Consider the following 23,376-nt stretch of genomic DNA (forward strand, 5'->3'; position numbering starts at 1 on the left):
ACAGTGCGTGAGTGAGGACCGACATGACCTATGCCTATGACGACCAGAATGTCTTTGCCCGGATCCTGCGGGGCGAGATCCCGAACGACACCGTGCTGGAAACCGGGATGAGCCTTGCGTTCAACGACATCGCGCCGCAGGCGCCGGTGCATGTTCTGGTGATCCCGAAGGGGCCCTATGTCTGCTACGATCATTTCGCGGCCGAGGCGAGCGATGCCGAGATCGTCGATTTCACCCGTACCATCGCCAGGGTCTGCGAGATGAAGGGGCTTGAGGACGGTTTCCGGATGATCTCGAACGCGGGCGAGCATGGGGTGCAGGAAGTTCCCCACCTGCATGTGCACATCCTCGGCGGGCGCGTTCTGGGGCGGATGCTGGCCAAGGGCTGAGTCGAGGCCCCCGGCTCAGACGATCCGCGGCGCCAGCTCCGACGGGTCGTCGACCTCGACATGCCAGAAGGCGCGGGCCTCGGGCGGCAGGCGGGACAGCACGTCTTCCAGCGCCCGGGCATCGGTTGCCCGCCGCAAGGCCCAGGCGGTGGCCTCGATGGCGTTGTCGGGTGTCAGGTTGTGATGGGGGCGCAGGGCCTTCGCCTCGGCGGTCAGCGCGGCGCGGTCGGCGAAGGGCAGGGGCGGGGTGGTCACGTCCCAGCCCGCCACGAAGATCGCGCGCGGAACGGACGGCAGGACGCTGGCGAAATCGAGCCCCGCTTGCGCCGTCAACCGCCGCCGGAACACCTGGAAGACGCCGTCCACCGCCGTGTAGGCCATGTTGTCGGAGGTCAGGTTCATCCGGTCCCGGGCATCGTCGAGAAATGCGCGGAATTCGCGCGAGGCATGGCGGTAGGTCCAGGGCATCGGCATTGGGGCCTCTCCGTCGCGGGGGATCAGGCGGCGCGCCAGGTCCCGGTTTCGATCCCGTCGAGGGTCCAGTCGCCCACCCGGTAGCGGATCAGTCGCAGCGTCGGGTGGCCCACCGCGGCGGTCATGCGGCGGACCTGACGGTTCCGGCCCTCGGAAATGGTCAGCTCGATCCAGCAATCGGGCACCGACTTGCGGACCCTTACCGGCGGGTCGCGCGGCCAGAGCCCGGCCGGTGCGTCGATCCGCCGGACCCGCGCCGGACGGGTCGGCCCGTCCTTCAGGGTCACGCCGCGCCCCAGCGCCTCGAGCGCCTCGTCCGGGGGAAGGCCCTCGATCTGGGCCCAATAGGTCTTTTCGGTCTTTGCCTTCGGGGTCGCGATCCGGGCCTGCAGCCGCCCGTCATCGGTCAGCACCAGAAGCCCCTCGCTGTCGCGGTCGAGCCGCCCGGCCGGATAGACCCCGGGCAGGTCGATGAAGGCGGCCAGCGTCCGACGGTCGGGCCGGGGCGGGCCGTCATCGGTGAATTGCGACAGCACCCCCCAGGGCTTGTTGAAAAGGATCACCCGGCTCACGCCGCGCCCTTGTGCGAGGTCAGGGCGACGAAGACGTCTTCGAGGTTGGGTTCTTCGGTCGCGATGTCGCGGATCGAGATGCCCGCGTTCCGGACCGCCTCGATCACCGCGCCGGTGCCGATTTCGCTCCGGCGATAGGTGAAGCAGAGCGCGCCGTCGGGGCGGAGGCAGGTTTCGACCGGGGCGGGCATCTCGGGCGGGGCCGCGACCTCGCCCTCGGGCTGGATCACCAGCGTCTTGGCATCCATCCGCCCGATCAGGGCCGAGGTCGAATCGCGCGCGATCAGTTCGCCATGGTTGATGATGGCGATCTCGCCGCACATCTCCTGCGCCTCTTCCAGGTAATGCGTGGTCAGGATGATGGTGGTGCCCTGTTCCTCGTTCAGCCGCCGGATATTGGCCCAGAGCATCTGGCGCAGCTCGATATCGACGCCCGCGGTGGGCTCGTCCAGCACCAGCACCTGCGGCCGGTGGACCAGCGCCTTGCCCAGCAACAGCCGCCGCCGCATGCCGCCCGAGAGGTTCCGGGCATAGGCGTCCGCCTTGTCCTCAAGCCCGATCGCCTTCAGCACCCGGTCGGTGACACGCTGGGATTTCGGTACGCCGTAAAGCCCCGCCTGCACCTCGAGGGCTGCGCGCGGGGTGAAGAACGGGTCGATGTTCAGTTCCTGCGGCATCACCCCGATCGAGGCGCGGGACTGGCGCGGGTTCACGTCCTGATCGAAGCCCCAGATGCTGACCTTGCCGCTGGTTTTCAGCACCAGTCCGGCCAGAATGTTGATCAGCGTCGACTTGCCCGCGCCGTTCGGCCCCAGCAACCCGAAGATCGACCCGGCCGGGATGTCGAGGTCGATGCCCTTCAATGCCTGTTTCGGCGGCTGACTGCCGCTGGCGGCATAGGTCTTGGTCAATCCCTCGATCTCGATCGCGTTCCCAGTCATTTCCCTGCCCCTGACGCTTGCCCGTGCCGCTTCATTCGCTATCATGGCCCCGGACATAAGGCGATCCGGTCGCCTCGGCAACGCGCGGAGCTTAATCGCATGGCCCCAGAAGCCCCCGGACAGGACAAGGACACCACTCCTCCCGAAACGACGGTCACCACCGAATGGCGGGTCTCTTGCGATGGCAGCGGGCCGGGTCTGGGCCATCCGCGGGTCTGGCTGTCGATCCCGCCCGAGACGGGCTTTGTCGAATGCGGCTATTGCGACCGCAAGTTCGTGCATCAGAGCTTCGCCGACAAGGTCAAGACCTGACCGACGGCGTACGGGTCCGATGACCGTCACCCGCCGTGGACTGGTCTGGGTGATGGGCGCTGCAGGCGTGACGACGGCGATTTCGGCCGCGCCGGGGCTCTGGCGCCGGGCCTTTCCTCCCGAGATCGAGACCGAACCGGTGCCGGGCCTGCCCGGCTTTTGCCGCGTGCCGAGGCCCGGCCCCGCGCTTTTGCCTCTGATCGGCTTGACGGCCGAGCCCCCGCCACCGCTGCCCGAAGACCCCTGCGCCGCGCTTTTCGGTCCCGCGCCCGACCGTCCCGGGGCGGTGCCGGTTGCCTGTTTCACCGACATCCGCTGCCCCTGGTGCCGGCGGCTGACACCCCTGCTGATCGCCCGCGCGGCGCGCCGGCCGGCCGCGATCCGCATCGCCTGGCAGCCGCTGCCCTTGTTGGGGGACGGCTCGGTCCTGGCCGCGCGGGCGGCGCTGGCGGCCGAGGCGCAGGGAGCGGCTCTTGACTGGCAGGAACGCACCATGGGCGGGGCGCTGGTGCCGACCCCCAGGGGCATGCGCGAGATTGCCGCCGGGATGGGGCTCGATATTGCCGCCTTCGAGCGGGACATGGCCCATCCGCGCACCGAGGCGCGGCTGGCCGAGGCCCGGGCGCTGGCCGCGGCTTTCGGCTTTGTCGGCACGCCCGGTCTCGTGGTCGGTCGCGTGGCGATCCTTGGCGGGGTCGACGGGCCGATGCTGGACCGGCTGATCGCCGACGAACGCGCGGCGCCCGGCTCCGCCTGCGGCTGAGCGCGTCCGGCACTGGCGAAGCCGTGCGCTTCATGGCAAGACCGCAGGCAGGTCCGGCAGGCGGGCCAGTGACACGGGCCAGCGACGGGGAGAACGACATGACCGAGGGTTTCGGCACCGGCTGCCATCTGCATCTGATCGACGGCTCGGCCTTCATCTTCCGCGCCTTCCACGCGCTGCCGCCGCTGACGCGGAAATCCGACGGGCTGCCGATCGGGGCCGTCGCGGGGTTCTGCAACATGATCCACAAATATGTGCAGGACAATCGCGGCCCGGATGCGCCGACCCATGTGGCGGTGATCTTCGATAAGGGCAGCCACACCTTCCGCACCGATCTTTACCCCGACTACAAGGCCAATCGCGACGAGATGCCCGCCGATCTGCGGCCGCAGATCCCGCTGACCCGCGAGGCCACGCGCGCCTTCAACATCGCCTGCATCGAAAAAGAAAACTACGAGGCCGACGACATCATCGCCACCTATGCGCGGCTGGCGGTCGAGAAGGGCGGCCGGGTCACCATCGTCAGCTCCGACAAGGACCTGATGCAGCTGGTCGGCAACGGGGTCGAGATGCTGGATGCGATGAAAAACAAGCGGATCGGCGTCGAGGAGGTTGAAGCGAAGTTCGGCGTCGGCCCCGACCGGGTGGTCGATGTGCAGGCGCTGGCGGGCGATTCCGTCGACAACGTGCCCGGTGCGCCGGGGATCGGGATCAAGACCGCGGCCCAGCTGATCCAGGATTATGGCGATCTGGAAACGCTGCTGGACCGGGCGGAGGAGATCAAGCAGCCCAAGCGCCGCCAGACCCTGATCGAGCACCGCGCCCAGATCGAGCTGTCGAAAAAGCTGGTAACGCTCGATGCCGAGACGCCGCTTGACGAGACCCTGGACGATCTTGAGGTGAAGGACCCCGATGCCGAGACCCTGCTGGGGTTTCTGGCGCAGATGGAGTTCCGCACCCTGCTGAAGCGGGTCGCCGATGCGCTGGGCGCCGAGCCGCCCGCCTTGTCCGAGACAAGCCCCGCCGCCGCCGACCCCGCCGCGCCCGAGACGCCGGCCGCGCTGCCGTTCGACCCCGAGGGGTATGAGTGTGTGCGTCACGCGGCCGCGCTTGAGGTCTGGATCGGCCGCGCCCAGGGCCGGGGCCGGGTCGCGGTCGATACCGAGACCACCGGGCTTGATGAGATGCGGGTAGATCTGGTGGGCATCTCGCTGTCGGTCGAGCCGGGGCAGGCCTGCTACATTCCGCTGGGACATCGCGAGGGCGAGGGCGATCTTTTCGGCTCGGCGGCGCTGGCCGGGGGGCAGATGCCGATGGACGAGGCGCTGGCGCTGCTCAAGCCGCTGCTGGAAGATCCGGCGGTGATGAAGATCGGGCAGAACATGAAATACGATGCCAAGATCCTCGCCCGCCACGGCATCGCGGTCGCGCCCATCGACGACACGATGCTGATGTCCTACGCCATGCATGCCGGGCTGCATGGCCATTCGATGGATGCGCTGTCGGAACGCTATCTCGGGCACGCGCCGATCCCGATCAAGTCGCTGCTGGGCTCGGGCAAGTCGCAGATCACCTTCGACAAGGTGCCGGTCGCCGAGGCGGTGAAATATGCGGCCGAAGATGCCGACGTGACGCTGAGGCTCGCCGAGCTCTTCAAGCCGCAGCTGCACCGGGCCAAGGTCACGACCGTCTACGAGACGCTGGAACGCCCGCTGGTGCCGGTGCTGGCCGAGATGGAGATGCATGGCATCAAGGTCGATCGCGATACGCTGTCGAGGATGTCGAACGCCTTTGCCCAGAAGATGGCCGCGCTTGAGGCCGAGATCCACGATCTGGCGGGCGAAAGCTTCAATGTGGGCTCGCCGAAGCAGCTCGGCGAGATCCTGTTCGACAAGATGAGCCTCGCGGGCGGCAAGAAGGGCAAGACCGGCGCCTATGCCACCGGCGCCGATGTGCTTGAGGATTTGGCGGCCGAGGGCCACGACCTGCCCGCGCGGGTGCTGGACTGGCGCCAGCTGTCGAAGCTGAAATCGACCTATACGGATGCGCTTCAGGACCATATCAACCCCGAGACGGGGCGCGTGCATACCTCTTACGTGATCACCGGGGCGGTGACCGGGCGGCTCGCCTCGACCGACCCGAACCTGCAGAACATCCCCGTGCGTAGCGAAGAGGGGCGCCGCATCCGCGAGGCGTTCGTGGCCGAGGAAGGCAAGGTGTTGCTGAGCCTCGACTATTCGCAGATCGAGCTGCGCATCCTGGCCCATGTGGCCGGGATCGATGCCCTGAAAGAGGCGTTCCGCGAGGGGCAGGACATCCATGCGATGACGGCGTCCGAGATGTTCGACGTGCCGATGGCCGAGATGACGCCCGAGATCCGCCGCCGCGCCAAGGCGATCAATTTCGGGGTGATCTACGGGATTTCGGGCTTTGGCCTTGCCCGGAACCTGCGCATTCCGCGCAGCGAGGCGCAGGGCTTCATCGACCGCTATTTCGAGCGCTTCCCGGGCATCCGCGACTACATGGACGCGACGGTCGCCTTCGCCAAAGAGCATGGCTATGTGCAGACCCTGTTCGGGCGACGGATCCATACGCCCGAGATCGGTGCCAAGGGGCCGCAGGCGGGCTTTGCCAGGCGTGCGGCGATCAACGCGCCGATCCAGGGGACGGCGGCCGACATCATCCGCCGCGCGATGATCCGGATGCCTGCGGCGATCGAGGGGCTGCCCGCGAAGATGCTGCTGCAGGTCCATGACGAACTGATCTTCGAGGTCGAGGCGGGGGCGGCGGAAGACGTGGCCGACCGCGCGCGCGCGGTCATGGAACGCGCCGGGCTTCCTGCCGTGGCGCTGGACGTGCCGCTGGTCGTCGATGCGGGGCAGGGTCCGAACTGGGCCGCGGCGCATTAGGCGCAATTCTTCTGCGAAGAATTGGGGCCTCGCCCATAGGTTCTGCCGGGGCGGGGAGCTTTGACGAAGACCCGTTCCCGGTTTCTTCTTGGCTTAAATACCCATGTCCCGCGCGTGCAGCATGACCTGCGCTCAGGTCAGTTCCTCGGCGGGAATCGCCGGAAAGAAGAGGCCCTTCGAGCGGAACCCGAACCAATCCCGGCCCTCGTGCCGGACGGTGTCTCCGATCTCGGCCATCCGGTAGAAGCTCTTGCGGTCGATCAGCGCCTGAAGACCCGCGCGGACATGGAGATAGGGCGCGGGCTCGCCGGTTCTTGGGTCGCGCGTCACCCGGATCTCGTGCCCCGGGCCGGCCTCCACGCGGTCGCCGACATTGGTGGTGAAGCTCAGCACCGGCTCGCCGTCCGCGACCGACTGTTCGACATCGACCGCAACGAACGGGGCGTCGTCGACGGAGATGCCGACCTTCTCGACCGGGGTGACGAGGAAATGGCGGTCGCCTTCGCGTTTCAGGATGGTCGAGAACAGCCGCACCAGCGGCGCCCGGCCGATCGGCGTGCCGAGGTAGAACCAGGTCCCGTCGCGGGCGATCCGCATGTCGATATCGCCGCAGAAGGGCGGGTTCCACAGATGGACCGGCGGCAGACCCTTGCCCGAGGCCGCGCGGGCCGCTTCGGCGAGGCTTTCGGTAACAGGTTTCACGATCATTTGTCCCTGTCGGTTTTTTGCCATTTGAGGTGAACAGGATATCTGCCGATAATGGTCCATGTAAGCCGGACAGGAGAGAAGTCATGCCCGACGAGACCGAACTGGTGGCCGCGATCGAGGCGCTGGGCGAGAAGCTGGCCGAAGCGAAGGCCTCGATCACCAAGCGGTTCATCGGGCAGGAGCGGGTGGTCGACCTGACTCTGTCGGCCCTGCTGTGCGGCGGGCACGGGCTGCTGATCGGCCTGCCGGGACTGGGCAAGACCCGGCTGGTCGCCACGCTGTCGACGGTGATGGGGCTGAATGGCGGGCGCATCCAGTTCACGCCCGATCTGATGCCCGCAGATATTCTGGGCTCGGAGGTGCTGGAGACGACGCCAGACGGGTCCCGCGCCTTCCGGTTCATCGAGGGGCCGATCTTCTGCCAGATGCTGATGGCCGACGAGATCAACCGGGCAAGCCCCCGGACGCAATCGGCGCTTTTGCAGGCGATGCAGGAGAAATCCGTCACCATCGCGGGCGAGTCGCATGCGCTGACCCCGCCCTTCCACGTGTTGGCCACCCAGAACCCCATCGAGCAAGAGGGCACCTATCCGCTGCCAGAGGCCCAGCTCGACCGGTTTCTGGTGCGCATCGACGTGCCTTATCCCGACCGCCGCACCGAACATGACATCCTGATGGCCACCACCGGGGTCGCCGAGGAAGAGGCCCATCCCGTCTTCACCGCCGCCGAGCTGATCGCCGCGCAGAAGATCGTGCGGCAGATGCCGGTGGGCGAGGGCGTGGTTGAACTGATCCTCGATCTGGTCCGCGCCTGCCGTCCGAACGAACCCGAGGCGCCGCAGGCCGTTCGCGAGAACGTGGCCTGGGGGCCGGGCCCGCGCGCCGCCCAGGCGCTGATGCTGACCGTGCGGGCACAAGCGCTGCTGGACGGACGTCTGGCGCCTTCGGCCGACGATGTGCTGAAGATGGCAGGGCCTGTGCTGATCCACCGCATGGCGCTGAGCTTCGCCGCCCGTGCCCGGGGCGAGGATCTGCCCCGGATCATCGAAAAGGTCGCGCGCGACACCGTGCGGGTCGAGGCCGCCGCGTGATCTCTGCCGCCGCCCTCCGCGCCCGCGCCGAGGGGCTGGCCGAGGCCCTGCCGCCGCTTCTGGCCGAGGCCGAGCATCTGGCCCAGGCCGTTCTGCTGGGCGAGCACGGCCGCCGCCGGGCAGGCATGGGCGACGAATTCTGGCAATACCGCCCGGTCCATGCCGGCGACGAGGCGCGGATGATCGACTGGCGCCGCTCGGCCCGGTCGGATGCGCATTTCGTGCGCGAGAAGGAATGGCAGGCGGCGCAAAGCGTGCTGCTCTGGGTGGACGACGCGGCCTCGATGGGGTTCTCGGGCGGCAACCATCCGCCCAAGGCGATGCGCGCGCGGGTGCTGGCGCTGGCGCTGGCGGTGCTGCTGACCCGCGGCGGCGAACGGGTGGGGCTTCTGGGCTCCGACCTGCCGCCCCGTCGCGGTCCGCATCAGATCCTCCGGCTGACCGATGTGCTGGGCCGCGACCTGTCGCAAAGCGATTACGGCGTGCCCGCGACCCGGGGCATGCCGCCCCATTCCCGCGCGGTCTTCCTGTCCGATTTCCTTGGCGATCTGGGCCCGGTCGAGACCGCGCTGACCGAGGCCGCCGACCAGGGCGTCAAGGGCGCGCTCTTGCAGGTGCTGGACCCCGCCGAAGAGGCCTTTCCCTTCGACGGGCGGACCATCTTCGAAAGCATGGGCGGTACGTTGCGCCATGAAACGCTGAAAGCGGGTGATCTGCGCGGCCGCTATCTGGCGCGGCTGGCCGAGCGCAAGGAACGGTTGGCCGATCTGGCGCGGGTGACCGGCTGGCATTATTCGGCCCATCACACCGGCGAAGGCGCGCAGGGCGCGCTGTTGTGGCTGTTCCGCGCGCTGGAGCGCGGGCGCTGATGTGGACCGTCGGAGCCATCGGTTTCACCACGCCTCTGCTGCTTTGGGGGCTGGTGCTGCTGCCCGCGCTGTGGCTGTTGCTGCGGGCGGTGCCGCCGGCGCCGATCCGGCGACGGTTTCCGGGGGTGGCGCTGCTGCTGGGGCTGGCCGATGACGAAACGCAGACCGACCGCACGCCCTGGTGGCTTTTGCTTCTGCGGATGCTGGCGGTGGCCGCGCTGATTGTCGGCTTTGCCGGGCCGGTCTTGAACCCGCAGGACCGCATGCCCGGTCGCGGGCCGCTTCTGGTGATGATCGACGGCGGCTGGGCCGATGCCCGCGACTGGCCGCGCCGGATCGACCGGATCGAGGCGATGCTGGACGAAGCCGCCCGCGACGGACGGCCGGTCGCGGTGGTGCAGGCGACCGACCTGCCCGGCGACGGGCTGCCTTTCCAGGCGGCCGAGGCCTGGTCGGCGCGGCTTGCGGGCTTCCGCCCGGCGGCCTGGTTGCCCGATGCGGATGCGCTGGCCGACTGGACCCGGACGCTTGAGGGGCGCTTCGATACGTTCTGGCTGTCGGGCGGGCTCGACTGGCCGGGGCGTACGGCGCTCTTGTCGGCGCTTGAACGGCACGGTCAGGTCAGCGTCTTCGAAAGCCCGCGCCCGCTTCTGGCGCTGCGCCCGGCCGCGTTTCGCGACGGGGCCATCGGGCTGACCGCGCTGCGTGCCCGGCCGGGGCCCGCGACCGAGGCGACGCTGGCTGCCACGGGCCGCGATCCCGCCGGGGTCGAGCGGGTGCTGGCCCGCGTGCCGGTCGCCTTCGCCCCCGGCGAGACCGAGGCCGCGACCGATCTGGTCCTGCCGCCCGAACTTCGCAACCGGATCAGCCGCTTTGCCATCGAGGGCGTGCGCTCGGCCGGAGCGGTCAGCCTGACCGATGACAGCCTCAAGCGGCGCGAGGTGGCGCTGATCGCGGGCAACGAGAACCGCGAGGGGCTGCAACTGCTGTCTCCGCTGCATTACCTGCACAAGGCGCTGGAACCGACCGCCGATCTGATCGAGGGCACCCTGTCGGACGTGGTGCTGGCCAATCCCGACGTGATCGTGCTGGCCGATGTCGCCACCCTGTCGCCCGCCGAATCCGAGGCGCTGCAGGGCTGGGTCGAAAAGGGCGGGCTTTTGCTGCGCTTCGCCGGGCCGCGGCTTGCGGCCTCGGATGTCAGCCGCGCCGAGGAAGACCCGCTGATGCCGGTACGGCTGCGCGCGGGCGGGCGCACGGTCGGCGGGGCGATGAGCTGGGGCGAGCCCAAGACGCTGCGCCCCTTCGGCGAGGGTTCGCCCTTCTTCGGGCTCGAGGTGCCCGACGATGTGCGGGTCAATGCCCAGGTGATGGCCCAGCCCGACCCGGCGCTGGCCGATCGGTCCATCGCGGCCCTCAGCGACGGTACGCCTCTGGTAACCCGCAAGAAGATGGGGCAGGGGCAGGTGGTGCTGTTCCATGTCACCGCCAATGCCGAATGGTCCACCCTGCCGCTGTCGGGGCTGTTCGTGCAGATGCTGGAACGGCTGGCGGTCTCGACCCGGCCGGCGCGGCCCGATGCAGCCGAACTGACGGGCACGACCTGGGTGCCGCAGGCGGTGATCGACGCCTTTGGCGAACTGGCCGAGGCCGGAACGCTGCCCGGCGTGCCGGGCGAAAGGCTGGCCGGGGCGGTGCCGGGGCCGGATCTGCCGCCCGGGCTTTATGCGGGCGAGGACCGGCGGCTGGCGCTGAACGTGATCGGCGCCGACACGGTTCTGAGCCCCGCCGCCTGGCCCGCGCGGATCGCGGTCGAGGGGCTGGCGGTCGCGCGAGAAACCGTGCTGAAGGGCTGGGTTCTGGCCGCGGCGCTGGCGATCTTTGCGGCCGACATCCTGGCCTCGCTCTGGCTTTCGGGGAGGCTTCGGGGCGGACGCGTCGCGGGCGGCGCGGCGGTGCTGGCGCTGGGCCTGATGATGCTGGTGCCGCAGGGCGCGCGGGCCCAGGAGGACGCGGCGGCGCCCGATGACAGCCTGGCGCTGCGGGCCACCAGCGAGGTGGTCCTTGCACATGTCCTGACCGGCGATACCCGGGTGGACCAGATCGCCGATGCGGGGCTTCGGGGGCTGTCGGAAAAGCTGACCCAGCGCACCTCGATCGAGCCCGCCGAGCCCATCGCCGTCAATCTCGAGACCGACGAGCTGTCGTTCTTTCCCTTCCTCTACTGGCCGGTGACCGCCGGGCAGCCGATGCCCTCGCCCGAGGCCTATGCCCGGCTCAACCGCTACCTGCGGACCGGAGGCATGATCCTCTTCGACACGCGCGATGCCGATGTCGCGGCCTATGGCGGCGGCTCGCCCGAGGGGCGGCGGCTGCAGCAATTGGCGCGCCCGCTGGACATTCCGCCGCTGGAACCGATCCCCTCCGATCACGTGCTGACCCGCACCTTCTACCTGTTGCAGGACTTTCCCGGCCGCAATGCCGGGCGCGACGTGTGGGTCGAGGCAGCCCCCCCCGATGCCGAACAGGCCGAGGGCATGCCGTTCCGCGATCTCAATGACGGGGTGACGCCGGTGGTGATCGGCGGCAATGACTGGGCTTCGGCCTGGGCCATCGACGGGCAGGGCGCCGCGATGTTCCCTGTCGGGCGCGGCTATGCGGGCGAACGCCAGCGCGAGATCGCCTTCCGCTTCGGGGTCAACCTCATCATGCATGTGCTGACCGGCAACTACAAATCCGACCAGGTCCATGTGCCTGCGCTGCTCGACAGGCTCGGCCAATGACCGGCGAGGTGATCTTCGACCCGCTGCTGCCGCTTCCCTTGCTGTGGGCCGCGGTGGCGCTGGCCGTTCTGATGGTGGGCTTCGCGCTCTGGCGCGGGCTTGGCGGCTGGTGGCTGCGCGGGCTTGCCGCCGTCGCGATCCTGGCTGCGCTGGCCAACCCGTCCCTGCAGACCGAAGAGCGGACGCCGCTGTCCGACATCGTGGTGCTGGTGGTCGACGAAAGCGCCTCGCAGCGGCTTTCGGACCGGCCTGACCAGACCGCCCGTGCGGTCGACAGGGTCCGCGCCGAGGTGGCCGCGCTGGACAATACCGAGCTGCGGATCGTGCGTTTCGGGGATGGCGCGGGCGACGAGGGCACGATGCTGATGACGGCCCTGTCCGAGGCTCTGGCCGAGGTGCCGCGGGCGCGGTTGGCGGGCGCGATCCTGCTGACCGACGGGCAGCTGCACGATCTGGACCGCGCGCCGTCGCTGCCCGCGCCGCTTCATGCGCTCCTGACCGGGCAGGAGGACGATTGGGACCGGCGGCTGGTGGTCAAGAACGCACCCGCCTTCGCGATCCTCGGCGAGGAAGTCACGCTGACCCTGAAGATCGAGGATCAGGGCGCGGTCCCCGAGACCATGGGCGGCACGACCTCGGTCACCGTCGCGGTCGATGGCGGCGAGCCGCAAAGCTATCGCGTGCCCATCGGTCAGGATCTCGACGTGCCGGTGGTGCTCGATCATGCCGGGCAGAACGTGATCCAGTTCTCGGTGGCCGAGCAGCCGGGCGAGCTGACCGACCGCAACAATGCTGCGGTGGTCCAGATCAACGGCGTGCGCGACCGGCTGCGGGTGCTGCTGGTGTCGGGCGAGCCGCATCCGGGCGAACGGACCTGGCGCAACCTGCTGAAATCCGACAGTTCCGTCGATCTGGTGCATTTCACCATCCTGCGGCCGCCGGACAAGCATGACGGGGTGCCGGTGTCCGAACTGTCGCTGATCGCCTTCCCGACGCGCGAGCTGTTCCTCGACAAGATCGACGAATTCGACCTGATCATTTTCGACCGCTACAAGCGGCGCGGCATCCTTCCGGCGGTCTATTTCGACAATGTGCGGAATTATGTCGAGAAAGGCGGCGCGCTGCTGATCGCGGCCGGGCCCGATTTCGCCGGGGCCGAGTCGATCTACCGCTCGCCGCTGGCCGACATCCTGCCCGCCGAGCCCAGCGCGCGGGTGATCGAGCAGGGCTACCGCCCCGAGATCACCGATCTCGGCCAGCGCCATCCGGTGACCGAGGGGCTCAAGGCCGAGGCGGGCGGCGCCTGGGGCCGCTGGTTCCGGCTGGTCGACCTGGTGCCGAAGCGGGGCGAGGTGGTGATGAGCGGGATCGACAACCGCCCGCTGCTGGTGCTGGATCGTGTCGGCGAGGGGCGGGTGGCGCTGCTGGCGTCGGACCATGCCTGGCTCTGGACCCGGGGCTTCGAGGGCGGCGGCCCGCAGCTTGAACTGCTGCGGCGGCTCGCGCACTGGATGATGAAGGAGCCCGAACTGGAGGAAGAGGCGCTGAGCGCCACGGCCGAGGGGCAGGTGATGACCATCACCCGCCGGTCGCTGTCCGAGGACCCGCGAAGCGTCGAGATCGCGCGCCCCGATGGCGGCACCGACCGGCTCGATCTGACCGAGACCGCGCCGGGCCGCTTTACCGCGACCTATGAAGGGCCCGAGATGGGGCTTTACCGGCTGACCGACGGCACGCTTGAGACGGTGATCGCGCTTGGCCCGGCCGCGCCCCGCGAGTTCGAAGAGACCATCGCCAGCGGGGCCCGGCTGGACGCCCCGGTCGCGGCCACGCGCGGCGGCATCCTGCCGCTTCATGCGGGCATGCCCGATCTGCGCACGGTGCGCGAGGGCCGCCGCGCCCATGGCCGGGGCTGGCTCGGGATCACCCCGCGCGGGGCCTATCTGACCAGCGATGTCACCATCACGCCGCTGGCGCCCGCCTGGGTCTTCCTGCTTCTGGCCGCGCTGCTGAGCGTCGGAGCCTGGCTGCGCGAGGGGCGGCGCTAGGCGTCAGCCGGGGGAAAGGTCCTTGCCAAGCCGCGAAACCGGTCATATTTTTTGACCGGTTCGAGGGAGGAGAGCCCGACATGCAGATGCCCGCCCCGGATGCCCGGGTGATGGCGAAGAAGGATCATGTGCTGCGCCGCCTGATGGCGGTGCTGCCCGAAGACGCCGTGATCCACGACCCGACCGCGACCCGCGCCTATGAATGCGACGCCCTGACGGCCTATCGCTGCCCGCCTCTGGCCGCCGTGCTGCCCGCCTCGACGGCCGAGGTCGCGGCAGTCCTGAAGATCTGCCACGAAGAGCGCGTGCCGGTGGTGCCGCGCGGGTCGGGGACGTCGCTGGCGGGCGGCGCGCTGCCGACGGCCGACAGCGTGATCCTCGGTGTGGCGCGGCTGAACGAGGTGCTGGAGGTCGATTATCCGAACCGGTTCATCCGGGTGCAGGCGGGGCGCACGAACCTGTCGGTCACCGGCGCGGTCGAGGGCGATGGCTGGTTTTACGCGCCCGACCCGTCCTCGCAGCTGGCCTGTGCCATCGCGGGCAATATCGGCATGAACTCGGGCGGCGCGCATTGCCTGAAATACGGGGTGACGACCAACAACCTGCTGGGCGTGACCCTGGTCATGATGGACGGCACCGTGGTCGAGATCGGCGGCGCGCATCTCGACGCCGCAGGCTATGACTGGCTGGGGGTGATCTGCGGGTCCGAAGGCCAGCTTGGCGTGGTGACCGAGGCGACGTTGCGCATCCTGCCCAAGCCCGAAGGGGCGCGCCCGGTGCTGATGGGGTTCGACTCGTCGGAGGTGGCTGGCGCCTGTGTCGCCGACATCATCCGCGCGGGCGTGTTGCCGGTGGCGATCGAGTTCATGGACCGGCCCTGCATCGCCGCGACCGAGGCTTTCGCGGGCGCGGGCTATCCCGATTGCGAGGCGCTTCTGATCGTCGAGGTCGAGGGCTGCCCGGCCGAGATCGACGAACAGCTGGCCCTGATCAAGCGGATCGCCGAAGGCCATCGCCCGGTGGCGCTGCGCGAAAGCGGGTCGGCCGAGGAAAGCGCGCGGATCTGGCTGGGGCGGAAATCGGCCTTCGGGGCGATGGGGCAGCTGGGCGATTACATGTGTCTTGACGGGACCATCCCGGTTTCGGCCCTGCCCGAGGTGCTGCGCAGGATCGGCGAGCTGTCGGCCGAGATGGGGCTGAGGGTCGCGAATGTCTTTCACGCGGGCGACGGCAACATGCATCCGCTGATCCTGTTTGATGCCAATGCGCCGGGCGATCTGGAGCGCTGCGAGGCACTAGGGGCAGAGATCCTGAAGCTGTGCGTCAAGGCGGGCGGCTGTCTGACCGGTGAACATGGCGTCGGCGTCGAGAAACGCGATCTGATGGGGGTGCAGTACCGGCCCGAGGATCTGGACGCGCAGATGCGGGTGAAGGACGTGTTCGATCCGGACTGGCTGCTGAACCCCGCGAAGGTGTTCCCGCTGGAGGCTAGCGCGGGGCGGCGCGCGGGGTGAAGGGGGGCTGTCTGCCCCCCTCTTGTCCTGCCGGACAATTCACCCCCCGAGGGTATTTGGACCAAGAAGAATGATGAGACCTGAGACAGAGGCCGAACTGGCTGGGATCGTGGCCGGGGCGGAAGGGCCGCTGCGGATCGAGGGCGGGGGCACGCGCGGTATGGTCGGTGCCGAGGGCGACGCGTTGAGTGTCGCGGGGCTTTCGGGCGTGGTGCTGTACGAGCCCGGGGCCCTGACCCTGGTCGTCAGGGCGGGGACGCCCCTGGCCGAGGTTGAGGCGGTGCTGGCGGGCGAGGGGCAGCGGCTGGCTTTCGAGCCGATGGATCACCGGCGGCTTCTGGGCCGCGACGGCGTGCCGACGATCGGCGGGGTGGCGGCGGCGAATGTGTCGGGGCCGCGCCGGGTGCAGGCGGGTGCCTGCCGGGATGCGATGCTGGGGGTCCGTTTCGTCGACGGGCGCGGTCGGGTCATCCGCAATGGCGGGCGGGTGATGAAGAACGTCACCGGCTACGATCTGGTCAAGCTGATGGCGGGCAGCCGGGGCACGCTGGGCGTGCTGACCGAACTGGCGGTGAAGGTGCTGCCGGTGCCCGAGGCGGCGGCGGTGCTGGTTCTGGAGGGGCTGGATCCGCAGGCGGCGGTCGCGGCGATGTCGGCGGCGCTGGGCTCGCCCTTCGAGGTGTCGGCGGCGGCGCATCTGCCCGAGGCGGGCGAGACCTGGCTGCGGCTTGAGGGGTTTGCGGCGTCGGTTGCCTATCGCGCCGGGCGGCTTGGGGCGCTGCTGGACCGGTTCGGTCCGGCGCGGGTCGTCGAGGCGCCGGAGGAGGTGGCGGCGATGATTCGAAGGCTGCGCGACGTCGAGGATTTCGCCGACCGGCCGGGCGACGTCTGGCGGATCTCGGTCCAGCCCTCGGACGGGCCGCGCGCCGCCGAGGCGGTTGCGGCCGAGGCGGCGATCTACGACTGGGGCGGGGGGCTTGTCTGGGTGCTTGTGCCGGAAGGCCATGACATCCGCCCGGCCCTGGCGGGGCTTGCCGGGCATGCGGTACGGGTGCGGGGGGCGGGACCTCTGGCAAGCCCGGAACCGGCGCCGCTGGCGGCGCTGGCCGCGCGGCTTCGGGCCGAGTTCGACCCCAGGGGTCTTTTCAATCCCGGCGCGATGGGCTGAGCCGATGCAGACGAATTTCACCGAAGAGCAGTTGCAGGATCCCGGGATCGCGCGCGCCAACGAGATCCTTCGGGCCTGCGTACATTGCGGGTTCTGCACCGCAACCTGCCCGACCTATCAGGTGCTTGGCGACGAACTCGACAGCCCGCGCGGGCGGATCTACCTGATCAAGGACATGCTGGAAAGCGGCCGGCCCGCCGATGCGCGCACCGTGCGCCATGTGGACCGCTGCCTGTCCTGCTTGGCCTGCATGACGACCTGCCCCTCGGGCGTGCATTACATGCATCTCGTGGATCATGCCCGCGCCCATATCGAGGCGACCTACCGGCGCCCCTGGCGCGACCGGGCGCTGCGCTGGCTGGTGGCGAAGACACTGCCCTTTCCCGGGCGGTTCCGCGCGGCGCTGCGGCTGGCGCGGCTGGGCCGGCCGTTTGCGCGGCTGATACCCGATCCGCGGCTGAGGGCCATGCTGGCGATGGCGCCCGCCCGTCTGCCCGCACCGGGAGAGAGCGACCGGCCGCAGGTCTTTGCCGCCAAGGGCACGCGGCGGATGCGGGTGGCGTTGTTGACCGGTTGCGCGCAGAAGGCGCTCGACCCCGATATCAACGACGCGACGATCCGGGTGCTGACCCGGCACGGGGTCGAGGTGGTTGTGGCGAAGGGCATGGGCTGTTGCGGGGCGCTGACCCATCACATGGGCCGGACGGCCGACGCCCATGCCCAGGCCGCGCAGGCGATCCGGGCCTGGTCGGCCGAGATCGCGGGCGAGGGGCTCGATGCCATCGTCGTCAACACCAGCGGTTGCGGCACCACGGTGAAGGATTACGGCCACATGTTCCGGGGCGATCCGCTGGCCGAGGCGGCGGCGGAAGTGGCGGCGCGGGCCGTCGATATCACGGAACTGCTGGAACGGCTGGATCTGCCGCCGGGCCGGGGCGGGCTGCGGGTGGCCTATCACGCGGCCTGTTCGTTGCAGCACGGGCAGAAGGTGAAGGACGCGCCCAAGGCGGTGCTGCGCCGCGCCGGGTTCGAGGTGGTCGAGCCGGTCGACGCGCATCTGTGCTGCGGCTCGGCCGGGACCTATAACCTGCTGCAGCCCGAGATTGCCGGGCAGCTGAAGGCCCGGAAGGTGCGGACGCTGGAGGCCAAAGCGCCCGACGCCATCGCCGCGGGCAATATCGGCTGTATCGCGCAGATCGGGTCGGGCACCGGGGTGCCGGTCCTGCATACGGTCGAGCTGGTCGACTGGGCGACGGGTGGGCCGCGGCCACGGGCGCTGTCGGGCCGGGACTGACCGGGAGACGCGCCCGCGTCCCTGTGGCTCGCGCATGATGCCGCAATATTGCCGCGAGCGAGTGCTAGCGCGGGCCCATGTGCCTGCACCGTTTCCTTCGCCTGCGTCATGCGGATCGGCCCCGCCGTAGGGCCGGAGTCCGCGCGCCTTTGGGGCGGGCGGGGGTTCTGGCGATGGGGCTGGGGGCGCTGGCCTTGCCCTTGCCGGGATGGGGCGCCGCGGCCGACCGGCCGTTGCACGCGCTGGTCACCGGCGACGAGTCGCGGGGCTGGGAAGGGGTCGGGCGGCTGGAACTGGGCGGCGGGGGCTTCTGCACCGGCGCGCTGATCGCCGCCGATCTGGTGCTGACCGCCGCGCATTGCCTGTTCGACAAGGAGACCGGCGGGCGGCTGCCGCTGGAGCGGATGGAGTTTCGCGCGGGCTGGCGCAACGGGCGGGCCGAGGCCTATCGCGGCATCCGGCGCGGCGCGGTGCATCCCGACTATGCCCCTGGCGCCGAGGCCTCGGTCGGCCGGGTGCGGCACGATCTGGCGCTGCTGCAGCTTGACCGGGCGATCCGGCTGCCGGGGCTCGTGCCCTTCGGGGTGGCGCCACGGCCCGGGCAGGGCGATGCGGTGGGTGTGGTGTCCTATGCGCTCGAGCGGTCCGAGGTGCCCTCGCTGCAGGAGGTCTGCCATGTCCTGGCCGGGATCGACGGGGTGCTGATGCTGTCCTGCGAGGTCGATTTCGGGGCTTCGGGCGCGCCGGTCTTCCGGGTCGAGAACGGGGTGCCCCGGATCGTGTCTGTGGTTTCGGCCAAGGCCGAGATGGATGCCCGGAAGGTGGCGCTGGGCAGCACGGTCGAGGACGGGCTCGAGATCTTGCGCGCGCGGCTGGCGGCGGGCGGGACAGAGACCGTGGCGCCCCTCGTGCCCGAGGTCCCGCTTTCGCCGATGCGCCGTTTCGGTGCGGGAACGGCGCGCAGCGCGGGGGCCAAGTTCCTGCGGCCCTGAGCCCGGAGAGACGGCGGCCAAGCCGACGCCGAAGATCTGCCGGTAGAGCGGTGCGCGGGGTCTTGAAACCGGTTTTCTCCACTCCCAGCTTATGGCTTGCGGGCGCCTTCGGGGTCCGCAAGACCGGCCCGTCCCGCGTTGGGAGGGTCCCCACAGAGACGACATCGCTCAATGGAGGATGATACCATGCGTCACTACGATTTTGCCCCGCTTTACCGTGCCACCGTCGGCTTCGACCGGGTGGCGGATCTGATGGACCGGGTGATGGCCAGCGACATGGCCCAACCGACCTACCCGCCCTATAACATCGAGAAGACCTCGGATCAGGGCTACCGGATTTCGGTCGCCGTGGCGGGCTTTGCCGCCGATGAACTGTCGGTCGAGGTCAAGGACGGCGCGCTGGTGATCGCGGCCCGCAAGGCGCCCGAGGACACCGAACGCAGCTTCCTGCATCGCGGCATCGCGACCCGCGCCTTCGAACGCCGCTTTGCGCTGGCCGATCATGTGCGCGTCACCGGCGCCACCCATGCCGACGGCATGCTGCATGTGGATCTGGTGCGCGAAGTGCCGGAATCGCTGAAGCCGCGCCGGATCGAGATTGCGAGCGGCGGCGCGCAACGCATCGAGGCGCGCGCGGAAGCCGAGCAGCCCGAGGGCGCGGCGGTCTGATCGACACTGCCAGTTTGTCAGCCGATGCGGCGCGCGGGACCTCCCGCGCGCCATTTGCATTGGGCGGTCATTGTGGGGACGCCGGAAGAAGAGGTGTTTCGCCTTGCTGCGCAAGGCGACCGGGGGCCCGGGAGGCCTTAGCCTCCCGGGCCCCCGGGGCCGGTTGCTGACGGGATCGCGTCAGGCCAGTTCGGCGGCCCGGGCCTCGCGGATGCGGTCGGCATCCTTGCCGTGCAGTTCCTCGTAATGGTCGAAATGGCTTTCGAACCAGGCGGTGCCGTGGCTGAGCCCGCCCAGCGCCTGGAAGAGTTCCTCCTTGGCGGCGGCCGGGATCAGCGCCTGGAACACGTCCCAGCCGCGCGCCCGGCGATGCGCCTCGAAGCCCAGCACCTGGCCCTTGAGGCTGCTGACAAGCGCCACCAGCGAGCCCGAATGGATCGTCGGAACATGGATCTCGACCCGCTCGATCGGTTGCAGCACCACCGAACCCGCTTGGTCGAGCGCCTCGCGTACCCCTGCCTTGGCCGCTGTGCGGAAGGCGTAGTCCGAGCTGTCGACCGCATGGGTCTTGCCGTCGAGCAGCGTCACCGCGACATCGACAACCGGAAAGCCGAGCGGCCCGCGTTCCATCGCCTCGCGCGCCCCGGCCTCGACTGCGGGAATGTAGTTGCGGGGCACGGTGCCGCCCTTGATCGTCTCGTCGAAGGCAAAGCCCGCGCCCCGGCCCTGCGGCCGGACGGTCAGCACCACGTCGGCGAACTGCCCGGCACCGCCCGACTGCTTGCGGTGGCGGTAGTGGGTCTCGATGGGGCGGGTGATGGTTTCGCGGTAGATCCCCGAAACCGGCTGGTCGACCGCGTCGATGCCGAACTCCTCGGCCAGTTTGGCCAGCACGCGGCGCAGGTGGATCGGGCCTTGCAGATGCACCACCGCATGGCCGGTCTCGCCGTCCTGGGTGGTCTGCATCCCGGGATCCGAAGCCGCCATTCGCCCGAGTGCCGCGGAAAGCCGGGCATCGTCGCGTTCGTTCGCGGGCAAGAGCAGGCGCGGATAGGTCGGCGGCCGACCCCGGGTCCAGCGCGGCAGCGGTTGGCTGCGCTCGGCGGTATAGGCCATGCCCGGATCGAGATGGTCGGACTTGACCGCAACGGCCAGCGTGCCGGGCTCGAGCGGTTCGGCGACCGGCTTGCCGTCGATGCCGGTCAGGGTGCCGATCGACCCGCCGGCCAGCGGTTCGCCATGCCGGATCGGGGTGCCGAGCGCCCGGATCAGGGTCGACTTGCCGACATGCTTGCGGGTGTCGGAGGCGACACCCACGGCCAGCGGCGCCTCGACCCCGAGCCGGAGCCGGATGGCCTCGCGGTCGGGGGCCTCGTGGCGCAGCGCCTTCATCAGCCGGGTCAGCCCGTTGCCATGGCTGGCGGCGCCCAGATAGGCGGCGATGATCGCACCGTCGCGATGCGCGTCGGCGAGGATGGTGTAGACCTCGCCCGAGGCGGGCTCGCGGTCGTCGATCAGCTGTTCCATCAGGCTGTCGTCGAAATCTGCCAGATGTTCCAGCAGTTCGGCGCGGGCCTCCTGTTCGCGGTCCTGGATGTCGGACGGGATCTCGATCAGCTTCGAGGGTTGACCCTCGCGGTACTGGAAGGCGCGTTCCGAGACCAGATCGACCGAGCCCACCACATGGCCCTCGGCGTCACGCATCGGCACCTGGCGCAGGACGATGTGGTGGTTGGCATAGGCCTGCAGCGCACCGACGATGTCGCGGATGCGGGCCTCGTCCTGGTCCATCTTGTTGATGAAGACAAAGCAGGGCACGTCCGACTGTTCGACCAGCCGCAGATAGGGCGCGGCCAGCACCGCCGCCTCGGGGTCGGGTGGCACGCACAGGATGGCGGCATCCGAAGCGGCCAGCGCCTCGCCCGCATGACCGAGGAAGTCGGGCCCGCCCGCGATGTCGAACCCGGCCCAGGATTCGCCCAGATAGGAGAACTGGCTGACGGTCAGGGCGTCGGTGAAGGCGGCCGTGACCGGACGGCCCTCAAGCTCGCCCAGGGCCTTCAGCAGCGTCGACTTGCCCGACTGCGAGGGGCCCAGGATGGTGAAGCAGCGCATGTGATGAAATCCTCCCATCGGTGGCTTCGGACGGGTCGCGCCGCCGCGTCACGGAAGTCCTGCGCCCGGGTCCGGGATAGGCGCGAAGGGCCTGCCCCGGAGGTCGGGTGCGGCCGCCAATGGCGTCGGGCCGCTGCCCCGTATGGGGGCGATGTTCGGCCCTTTAACCCTTCGGGGTCAAGGCGGAAATGACCGCAAGCGGGCCGGTCGGACCCGCCCGCTTGCGGCGCTCTGTCGCCCTGTCGGCGCCGGTCTCAGACCGACATGCAGATGTATTTCATCTCGAGGTAATCCTCGATCCCGTGGCGGCTGCCCTCGCGGCCCAGCCCCGACTGCTTGACGCCCCCGAAGGGCGCGACCTCGGTCGAGATCAGCCCGGTATTGACGCCGACGATGCCGTATTCCAGCGCCTCGGCCACCTTGTAGACCCGGCTCAGGTCGCGCGCGAAGAAATACGAGGCCAGACCGAAGATCGTGTCGTTCGCCATGGCGATGACGTCGTCCTCGGTCTCGAACCGGAACAGCGGCGCCAGCGGGCCGAAGGTCTCGTCTGTGGCGAACTGCATCTCCTGCGTGGCGCCGGTGACGATGGTGGGCTCGAAGAAGGTGCCGCCGCGCTGATGCGGCTTGCCGCCCAGGATCACCTTGGCGCCCTTGGCGGTGGCATCGGCCAGATGGGTCTCGACCTTCTCGCGCGCGGCGTCCGAGATCAGCGGGCCGAGATCGGTGCCGTCATCCATGCCGTCGCCGACCTTGAGCTTGCCGACCGCCTCGGCCAGCTTGGCGGCGAAGGCATCGTAGACGCCCGACTGCACGTAGATCCGGTTGGCGCAGACGCAGGTCTGGCCATTGTTGCGGAACTTGCAGGCGATGGCGCCCTTCACGGCCGCATCCAGATCGGCGTCGTCGAACACGATGAAGGGCGCGTTGCCGCCCAGTTCCATCGAGCATTTCTTGACCTGGTCGGCGGCCTGGCGCAGCAGGATGCGCCCGACCTCGGTCGACCCGGTGAAGGTGATCTTGCGCACCACCGGGTTCTCGCTGAACTCCTTGCCGATATCCGAGGATTTCGACGAGGTGATCACCGACATGAGCCCCTTGGGCAGGCCCGCCCGTTCGGCCAGCACCGCCATGGCCAGCGCCGAAAGCGGGGTTTCGGCGGCGGGCTTGATCAGGATCGCGCAGCCCGCGGCCAGCGCGGGCGCGGCCTTCCGGGTGATCATCGCATTGGGGAAGTTCCAGGGCGTGATGGCGGCGACCACCCCCACCGGCTGGCGGAACACGGTCAGGCGCTTGTCGGGCTGGTGGCCGGGAATGGTTTCGCCATAGATCCGCTTGGCCTCCTCGGCGAACCATTCGACGAAGCCCGCGCCATAGGCGATCTCGCCCCGGGACTCGGCCAGCGGCTTGCCCATTTCGGCGGTCAGGATCATCGCCAGATCTTCCTGCGCGGCCATCATCAGATCGTACCACTTGCGCAACACGCCGGCGCGCTCTTTCGCGGTTTTCGCGGCCCAGTCCTTCTGGGCCGCGGCGGCGGCCTCGATGGCGCGGGCGGCTTCGACGCGGCCCATGTCGGGCACCTGGCAGATGGTCTCGCCATTGGCCGGGTTCGTCACGGCGAAGGTCGCGCCGTCATCGGCTCCGACCCAGTCCCCGGCCAGAAAGGCATCGGTCGCCAGCAGACCCGGGTCCTTGAGAAGGCTCTTGAGGTCGCGTGCAAGCATCGGTCATTCTCCCTTGGATATCGTCTGTGCAGCATGGG

Annotated in this window: 19 protein-coding genes; 13 read left to right on the forward strand and 6 right to left on the reverse strand. The window is 69.5% G+C overall.

The genetic code is table 11. The features are described 5' to 3' along the window. The first annotated feature begins 23 nt into the window (after positions 1-23). On the forward strand, positions 24-389 hold the full coding sequence (locus C8N38_RS15225) for an HIT domain-containing protein (protein WP_108028008.1): 366 nt from the start codon (positions 24-26) through the stop codon (positions 387-389). Between the two features lie 15 nt (positions 390-404). Here C8N38_RS15225 and C8N38_RS15230 read toward each other — a convergent pair whose 3' ends face one another. The 3 genes from C8N38_RS15230 to C8N38_RS15240 are packed head-to-tail and all read right to left on the reverse strand — an operon-like array spanning position 405 to position 2,376. Next, complete coding sequence (locus tag C8N38_RS15230) at positions 405-863, reverse strand: DUF2267 domain-containing protein (RefSeq protein ID WP_108028009.1); 459 nt, start codon at positions 861-863, stop codon at positions 405-407. Between the two features lie 23 nt (positions 864-886). Beyond that, positions 887-1,435, reverse strand: coding sequence for a pseudouridine synthase (locus C8N38_RS15235; protein ID WP_108028010.1), 549 nt, complete (start codon positions 1,433-1,435; stop codon positions 887-889). Beyond that, positions 1,432-2,376 carry an ABC transporter ATP-binding protein gene (locus tag C8N38_RS15240; RefSeq protein WP_108028011.1) on the reverse strand — a complete coding sequence of 315 codons (945 nt, stop codon included), beginning with the start codon at positions 2,374-2,376 and terminating at the stop codon, positions 1,432-1,434. The genes C8N38_RS15235 and C8N38_RS15240 overlap by 4 nt, the downstream gene beginning before the upstream one ends. Before the next feature lie 99 nt (positions 2,377-2,475). Here C8N38_RS15240 and C8N38_RS15245 point away from each other — a divergent pair, with 99 nt between their 5' ends. The 3 genes from C8N38_RS15245 (at position 2,476) to polA (ending at position 6,360) form a co-directional block, all read left to right on the forward strand. Continuing rightward, positions 2,476-2,688, forward strand: coding sequence for a zinc-finger domain-containing protein (locus tag C8N38_RS15245; protein ID WP_108028012.1), 213 nt, complete (start codon positions 2,476-2,478; stop codon positions 2,686-2,688). A 19-nt stretch (positions 2,689-2,707) separates the two neighbouring features. Beyond that, positions 2,708-3,451: a DsbA family protein gene (locus C8N38_RS15250; RefSeq protein WP_108028013.1), complete on the forward strand. Its 744-nt coding sequence runs from the start codon at positions 2,708-2,710 to the stop codon at positions 3,449-3,451. Positions 3,452-3,549: 98 nt separating this feature from the next. Continuing rightward, positions 3,550-6,360, forward strand: a complete 2,811-nt coding sequence (gene polA / locus C8N38_RS15255) for a DNA polymerase I (RefSeq protein ID WP_108028057.1) — start codon at positions 3,550-3,552, stop codon at positions 6,358-6,360. 132 nt (positions 6,361-6,492) lie between these two features. Here the strand turns inward: polA and C8N38_RS15260 are convergent, their stop codons facing one another. After that, positions 6,493-7,068: a DUF1285 domain-containing protein gene (locus C8N38_RS15260; protein ID WP_245895768.1), complete on the reverse strand. Its 576-nt coding sequence runs from the start codon at positions 7,066-7,068 to the stop codon at positions 6,493-6,495. An 83-nt stretch (positions 7,069-7,151) separates the two neighbouring features. Here C8N38_RS15260 and C8N38_RS15265 point away from each other — a divergent pair, with 83 nt between their 5' ends. The 9 genes from C8N38_RS15265 (at position 7,152) to C8N38_RS15305 (ending at position 19,496) form a co-directional block, all read left to right on the forward strand. Beyond that, complete coding sequence (locus C8N38_RS15265; protein WP_108028015.1) at positions 7,152-8,159, forward strand: AAA family ATPase; 1,008 nt, start codon at positions 7,152-7,154, stop codon at positions 8,157-8,159. After that, positions 8,156-9,028, forward strand: a complete 873-nt coding sequence (locus tag C8N38_RS15270) for a DUF58 domain-containing protein (protein WP_108028016.1) — start codon at positions 8,156-8,158, stop codon at positions 9,026-9,028. The genes C8N38_RS15265 and C8N38_RS15270 overlap by 4 nt, the downstream gene beginning before the upstream one ends. Next, complete coding sequence (locus C8N38_RS15275) at positions 9,028-11,811, forward strand: DUF4159 domain-containing protein (RefSeq protein WP_108028017.1); 2,784 nt, start codon at positions 9,028-9,030, stop codon at positions 11,809-11,811. Before C8N38_RS15270 ends, C8N38_RS15275 begins: the two co-directional genes overlap by 1 nt. Beyond that, positions 11,808-13,859: a glutamine amidotransferase gene (locus C8N38_RS15280; protein ID WP_108028018.1), complete on the forward strand. Its 2,052-nt coding sequence runs from the start codon at positions 11,808-11,810 to the stop codon at positions 13,857-13,859. The genes C8N38_RS15275 and C8N38_RS15280 overlap by 4 nt, the downstream gene beginning before the upstream one ends. Before the next feature lie 80 nt (positions 13,860-13,939). Further along, the gene (locus tag C8N38_RS15285; protein ID WP_108028019.1) at positions 13,940-15,373 is read left to right on the forward strand and encodes an FAD-linked oxidase C-terminal domain-containing protein; all 1,434 of its coding nucleotides are present in this window, start codon (positions 13,940-13,942) and stop codon (positions 15,371-15,373) included. A gap of 73 nt (positions 15,374-15,446) precedes the next feature. After that, entirely contained in the window at positions 15,447-16,541 is a 1,095-nt protein-coding gene (locus C8N38_RS15290; protein WP_108028020.1) for an FAD-binding protein, read from the forward strand. 4 nt (positions 16,542-16,545) lie between these two features. Next, positions 16,546-17,835, forward strand: a complete 1,290-nt coding sequence (gene glcF, locus C8N38_RS15295) for a glycolate oxidase subunit GlcF (protein WP_108028021.1) — start codon at positions 16,546-16,548, stop codon at positions 17,833-17,835. Positions 17,836-18,008: 173 nt separating this feature from the next. After that, positions 18,009-18,827 carry a trypsin-like serine peptidase gene (locus tag C8N38_RS15300; protein WP_108028058.1) on the forward strand — a complete coding sequence of 273 codons (819 nt, stop codon included), beginning with the start codon at positions 18,009-18,011 and terminating at the stop codon, positions 18,825-18,827. A 186-nt stretch (positions 18,828-19,013) separates the two neighbouring features. After that, positions 19,014-19,496 carry an Hsp20 family protein gene (locus C8N38_RS15305; RefSeq protein WP_108028022.1) on the forward strand — a complete coding sequence of 161 codons (483 nt, stop codon included), beginning with the start codon at positions 19,014-19,016 and terminating at the stop codon, positions 19,494-19,496. Between the two features lie 180 nt (positions 19,497-19,676). Here the strand turns inward: C8N38_RS15305 and C8N38_RS15310 are convergent, their stop codons facing one another. Then, complete coding sequence (locus C8N38_RS15310) at positions 19,677-21,611, reverse strand: elongation factor G (protein ID WP_108028023.1); 1,935 nt, start codon at positions 21,609-21,611, stop codon at positions 19,677-19,679. Between the two features lie 254 nt (positions 21,612-21,865). After that, entirely contained in the window at positions 21,866-23,338 is a 1,473-nt protein-coding gene (locus C8N38_RS15315; RefSeq protein WP_108028024.1) for an NAD-dependent succinate-semialdehyde dehydrogenase, read from the reverse strand. Positions 23,339-23,376 lie beyond the last annotated feature (38 nt).

The organism is Rhodovulum kholense (assembly GCF_003053725.1).
Classification (GTDB): domain Bacteria; phylum Pseudomonadota; class Alphaproteobacteria; order Rhodobacterales; family Rhodobacteraceae; genus Rhodovulum; species Rhodovulum kholense.

Excerpts from the sequence above, each read along its gene's own strand:
- C8N38_RS15250 (WP_108028013.1), top strand. The coding sequence starts at position 2,708 with ATGACCGTCACCCGCCGTGGACTGGTCTGGGTGATGGGCGCTGCAGGC.
- C8N38_RS15245 (WP_108028012.1), top strand. The coding sequence starts at position 2,476 with ATGGCCCCAGAAGCCCCCGGACAGGACAAGGACACCACTCCTCCCGAA.
- glcF (WP_108028021.1), top strand. The coding sequence starts at position 16,546 with ATGCAGACGAATTTCACCGAAGAGCAGTTGCAGGATCCCGGGATCGCG.
- C8N38_RS15300 (WP_108028058.1), top strand. The coding sequence starts at position 18,009 with ATGGGGCTGGGGGCGCTGGCCTTGCCCTTGCCGGGATGGGGCGCCGCG.
- C8N38_RS15260 (WP_245895768.1), bottom strand. The coding sequence starts at position 7,068 with ATGATCGTGAAACCTGTTACCGAAAGCCTCGCCGAAGCGGCCCGCGCG.
- C8N38_RS15240 (WP_108028011.1), bottom strand. The coding sequence starts at position 2,376 with ATGACTGGGAACGCGATCGAGATCGAGGGATTGACCAAGACCTATGCC.
- C8N38_RS15285 (WP_108028019.1), top strand. The coding sequence starts at position 13,940 with ATGCAGATGCCCGCCCCGGATGCCCGGGTGATGGCGAAGAAGGATCAT.
- C8N38_RS15275 (WP_108028017.1), top strand. The coding sequence starts at position 9,028 with ATGTGGACCGTCGGAGCCATCGGTTTCACCACGCCTCTGCTGCTTTGG.
- C8N38_RS15305 (WP_108028022.1), top strand. The coding sequence starts at position 19,014 with ATGCGTCACTACGATTTTGCCCCGCTTTACCGTGCCACCGTCGGCTTC.
- C8N38_RS15225 (WP_108028008.1), top strand. The coding sequence starts at position 24 with ATGACCTATGCCTATGACGACCAGAATGTCTTTGCCCGGATCCTGCGG.
- C8N38_RS15315 (WP_108028024.1), bottom strand. The coding sequence starts at position 23,338 with ATGCTTGCACGCGACCTCAAGAGCCTTCTCAAGGACCCGGGTCTGCTG.
- C8N38_RS15230 (WP_108028009.1), bottom strand. The coding sequence starts at position 863 with ATGCCGATGCCCTGGACCTACCGCCATGCCTCGCGCGAATTCCGCGCA.
- polA (WP_108028057.1), top strand. The coding sequence starts at position 3,550 with ATGACCGAGGGTTTCGGCACCGGCTGCCATCTGCATCTGATCGACGGC.
- C8N38_RS15310 (WP_108028023.1), bottom strand. The coding sequence starts at position 21,611 with ATGCGCTGCTTCACCATCCTGGGCCCCTCGCAGTCGGGCAAGTCGACG.
- C8N38_RS15280 (WP_108028018.1), top strand. The coding sequence starts at position 11,808 with ATGACCGGCGAGGTGATCTTCGACCCGCTGCTGCCGCTTCCCTTGCTG.
- C8N38_RS15265 (WP_108028015.1), top strand. The coding sequence starts at position 7,152 with ATGCCCGACGAGACCGAACTGGTGGCCGCGATCGAGGCGCTGGGCGAG.
- C8N38_RS15290 (WP_108028020.1), top strand. The coding sequence starts at position 15,447 with ATGAGACCTGAGACAGAGGCCGAACTGGCTGGGATCGTGGCCGGGGCG.